Origin of the sequence: Desulfosarcina sp. (genome assembly GCF_046496365.1) — a bacterium.
GTDB lineage: Bacteria > Desulfobacterota > Desulfobacteria > Desulfobacterales > Desulfosarcinaceae > Desulfosarcina.
Genome location: NZ_JAWOHB010000028.1, coordinates 1 through 2,605, shown reverse-complemented (window position 1 = coordinate 2,605; position 2,605 = coordinate 1). Strand labels below are relative to the sequence as shown.

4 protein-coding genes are annotated in these 2,605 nt (G+C 55.7%); all 4 read left to right on the top strand.

Annotated elements, in window-relative coordinates:
- On the top strand, nt 1-354 hold a 354-nt coding region (locus R6V78_RS01720), incomplete at its 5' end, for a thiamine pyrophosphate-dependent enzyme (protein ID WP_410287594.1).
- Nucleotides 355-501: 147 nt separating this feature from the next.
- The gene (locus tag R6V78_RS01715; protein ID WP_410287593.1) at nt 502-1,416 is read left to right on the top strand and encodes a metal ABC transporter solute-binding protein, Zn/Mn family; all 915 of its coding nucleotides are present in this window, start codon (nt 502-504) and stop codon (nt 1,414-1,416) included.
- Nucleotides 1,417-1,432: 16 nt separating this feature from the next.
- Complete coding sequence (locus R6V78_RS01710; protein ID WP_410287592.1) at nt 1,433-2,206, top strand: metal ABC transporter ATP-binding protein; 774 nt, start codon at nt 1,433-1,435, stop codon at nt 2,204-2,206.
- Nucleotide 2,207: 1 nt separating this feature from the next.
- A partial coding sequence (locus tag R6V78_RS01705) for a metal ABC transporter permease (RefSeq protein ID WP_410287591.1) occupies nt 2,208-2,605 on the top strand: 398 nt, incomplete at its 3' end.

Here is a 2,605-nt window from a genome sequence, read left to right as displayed (position 1 = left end):
CCCGACAGACGGGTGATCAATTTTCAGGCCGACGGCAGCGCCGCCTACACCCTGCAGTCGCTGTGGACGCAGGCCAGGGAAAACCTGAATATCACCACCCTTCTCTGCGCCAATCGACGCTATCGCATACTCGAAAGAGAAGTCGCCCGGGCCGGCAATGCATCCCCCGGCGAGCACACCCGCGCGCTCATGGATCTGAGCCGCCCCGCCATCGACTGGGCCGCCCTGGGCCGAAGCATGGGCGTCCCGGCGATTCGCGTGCAAACAGCTGAAGACCTGGCAAAAGGCTTGTCAGCCGCACTTGGAGAACAGGGCCCTTTTCTGATTGAGCTCAACCTCGCCGGCGCATCGTGATGAGAAAAAACCCGGCGGCATGAAAATAAGCGGGCTCGAAGGCAAACTATTGCCATTTCCCCGAACCTGCCATATAGTGATAAATAAGTAAAAAATCTGTTAGTTGACTTTTTGCGAGACCGTCATATATTTGCATAGGCAAAGAAAATGAGCACAGGAAGTAAATTATTTTTCGCTTTCGTTATCCTGATTTTTTGTTCAGGCAGCGGGCTTGCGGCCGATCAAAAAATAATATTTGTCAGCATTGTTCCCCAGAAGTATTTCGTGCAGCAGATCGGCAGGAACCTGGTGGACGTTCGCGTCATGGTCCAACCTGGTGCCAGTCCCACCACCTACGAACCCAAACCCGGACAAATGGCTGATCTTTCAAAAAGCGAAGTTTATTTCGCCATCGGCGTTGCCTTTGAAAACGTCTGGCTGAAAAAGATAGCGGCCGCCAATCCCGAAATGAAAGTCGTTCACACGGATCAGGGGATTACAAAGCTTCCCATGGCAGCCCACCATCACCCCGATGAAGCGGGCGACCCGCATCCTGAAAAAGGGGAGGCCCCTGGGAAAGATCATTCCGAGCGCAGCGGCCTGGATCCCCATATCTGGCTCTCGCCGCCCCTGGTGAAACATCAGGCCCGCACGATTCTGACTGCCCTGCAGGAAATCGACCCGGACCGCCGGGACGTTTACGAAGCCAATTTCAGACAATTTGCGGCGGCAGTGGACAGCCTGGATAGGGAACTCAGGCAAACCCTCGCCGACGGACAGGGACTGCAGTTTATGGTGTTTCATCCGGCCTGGGGCACCTTTGCCCACACCTACGGCCTTCAGCAGGTGCCCATCGAAATCCAGGGGAAAGACCCCAAACCTTCTCAGTTGAAGGACCTCATCGAATATGCCAGGAAAAGGGGCATTCGGGTTATTTTTGTTCAGCCGCAGTTTTCACACAAGAGCGCCAAACTGGTGGCCGGCGAAATCAACGGCCAGGTAGTCATTGCCGATCCTCTGGCCGAAGACTGGATGACCAACCTGCGCGAAGTTGCGAATAAGCTCAAGGCGGCGTTGAAATAGAAACACGGGGATGGCCATGCCGATTGTCGAAATAAACAATGTGGATTTTTCCTATAACGGAGAAACCGTTCTGGAGAATGTAACCCTGGATGTTCGGCAGAGAGATTTTATAGCCGTCATCGGCCCCAACGGCGGCGGCAAAACCACCCTCTTGAAATTGATGCTGGGATTGTTGACGCCGGACAAGGGCGTTATCCGCATCCTGGGCCAATCCCCCCGCAAGGCATCATCCGGCATCGGATATGTACCCCAGAACATTCATCTGAATCTCAGCTTTCCCATTACGGCCCTGGACGTGGTGTTGATGGGAACGCTCGATTCAAAAAAACGCTGGACGCGGCAGTCGGCATCCGACCGCCGGAACGCCATGGCGGCGCTTGAACGACTGGGAATGGCCGCCCTGGCCCAAAAGAAAATTGGAACGCTTTCCGGCGGTCAGCGCCAGCGGGTGTTCATTGCCCGGGCTCTGGTGACCCATCCCGAACTGCTCCTGCTGGATGAGCCCACCGCCAGCATCGACACCAGGGGCCAGTCGGATTTTTACAGACAGCTTGAGGAACTCAACAAGGACATTACCATTCTGGTGGTCAGCCATGATCTGCTGGTGATTTCCCGCTACATCAAATCGGTGGCCTGCGTGAACAGACAGCTGCATTATCATGACCAGGCTGAAATCACCGGCGACATGCTGGAGACCATGTACCCCTGCACGCCGGAAGAAGTCTGCCCCGTGGAGCTGGTGGCCCATGGCCTGCCCCACCGCGTGCTCAAAGAGCATAACGGCATGTAAGATGATCGAAGCCCTTCAATTTGAATTCATGCGCAATGCGCTGGCCGCCGGCCTGCTGGCCAGTGTCATCTGCGGTGTCATGGGGACCCTGGTAGTGGTCAACCGCATCGTGTTTCTTTCCGGCGGCATCGCCCACGCCGCTTACGGCGGCATCGGGCTGGCCTTTTATTTCAACTGGCCCTACCTGCCTGGGACCATTGGGTTTTCTCTTTTCGCCGGCCTGATGATGGCGGCCATCAGCCTGAAAGCCAAGCACCGCGCCGATACCATCGTCGGTGTTATCTGGGCCCTGGGTATGGCTTTTGGTATTATTTTGATCGATCTGACGCCCGGCTATCATGTGGATTTGATGAGCTATCTGTTCGGCAGCATTCTTTCGGTTCCCGGATCGGAGCTGGT